The following is a 1,763-nucleotide window of genomic DNA, read 5'->3' as shown; positions in this document are numbered from 1 at the left end:
AATGGAATCGACGGCGGCCCCGGCGATCTGACCGGAAACAACTACTATACGGCCAGCGGAGACCTGAACTTCTCCGCCGGTGCGGACGGTCTGAAGTCGATTGCGATCACGGGATTCTCAGCGAAAAACAGTAACGGCGACACCGCCGTCGCGTTGTTCGCAATCTATGTCGATCCGACCACGGGCGTGGGCAAGGCCTACGAGGTGACCACGACGTGGGCGGCTGGCGTGAACGCCGGCGTGGGCGGCGCGGCCGGTGATTTCACCAAGGGCGGCACGTTTACGGGTACCATGACCGTTCCGGATGGGAATGGCACGAAGACCGTGACTGTTTTCACCATCGAGGTGGATTCGTCCGGCCACTACACCGTCACGCTCGATGCGCCGCTCGCTCATCCGTTCACCGATCCCGATCTCAAGAACAATGGTCCGGAGCTTAGCTACGAAGACGAACTGACGCTGAACTTCAACTATCAGGTGACGGACGGCGACAACGATCAAGCGACCGGTACGCTGAGCGTGAAAGTCGATGACGATAGTCCGGAACTAAACGGCATCCAGCAGATCACGGTCGATAACTACAACGTCGTTCACGCCGGAGCCATTGATTTCAATCCCGGTGCGGACGGTGCTGGCGGCGCCAATCTTGCCGGAAATGCACCGCCCGCTGGCATGAAGTCCGGTGGCCAGGACGTTCATTACTGGGTGAGCGAAGATGGCTCGACTCTGATCGCCTATACCGGCGCTATCGTCACGGGCAGCACGCCGCCCGGCGCAACAAACCAGGTGTTCGTGCTCGAAGTGACCGACGGCGAGCAGGGTTATACTTTCACTCAGTACAAGGCTCTCGATCTATCGGCCTCGACGTCTCAGGTCATCGCCAATCTGTTCCACTCAAACGCTCCGGCACCCTCGATTGACGTGACGACTGCCAGCAATGGCGGAAATGTCGTCGCGACAGTGACGGGTAGCGATGACGTGAACGGTTCCGCCCAGGGCTTTGGGCTTCACAGCAATAATTTCAATCCGGGTGATTGGTTGAAGTTCGATTTCAACCAGTCAGACCCGACGGTTGCGACATTCAGCTTCTTCAAGGATACGACGCTCAACTATATTGTTCACTTCTCGGACAACACGAGTCTGGTCGTCAGTAATTATTCGGCGACCTCAGCTCACGGTCTGACGATCACCGCGCCAGTTGGCGCGACGATTGTTGATGTTGAATTCGATGCCATCAGCACCAGCAGCAAGACCAAGATCGATCTCGACAGCGTCACAGTCGGAACGACCTCAGGCTCAGCAGATGCGGATTTGGCCTTCACGGCCAACCTGACCGATGGCGACGGTGACGGTGTCTCCGGCACCATCAATGTGCATATTCACCAGAACACCCCGCCGACGATCACGGTAACGCCGACGACAGGCGAAACCAATGTCGCCACCGGCCACAACCTTGTGGACGAAGCGGGACTTCCGAGCGTTGGTTCGAATGCAAACGCGCCGAGCGAAGTGACGCATGGCACGTTCACGCTGACCGATACGGACGGCGCAGGTGACATCAAGACCGTGACGATCACGGGTGTCGACTCGTCCGGACCTTTGACGGTAGCCCTCAACGGCTCCGGCGCAACTGTTCACGGCACCTACGGAACGCTGGTCATCAGCGCCAATCCGGTGATCAACGGCAGCACGGTCACCTATAGCTATACCTACACGCTGACCGCGCCTTATCACGATCCTTCTCCTGAGGCCGGCCAGAACAT

Annotated in this window: 1 protein-coding gene; it reads left to right on the top strand. The window is 58.4% G+C overall.

Annotated elements, in window-relative coordinates:
• Positions 1-1,763, top strand: a 1,763-nt coding sequence (locus AB1772_13440) for a hypothetical protein (protein ID MEW5797343.1), incomplete at both ends; no start/stop codon positions are given.

The sequence above is a fragment of the Candidatus Zixiibacteriota bacterium genome (genome assembly GCA_040752815.1).
Lineage (GTDB): Bacteria > Zixibacteria > MSB-5A5 > GN15 > FEB-12 > JAGGTI01.
The sequence above is the reverse complement of the archived record's forward strand: the minus strand, read 5'-3'. Positions and strand labels throughout refer to the sequence as shown.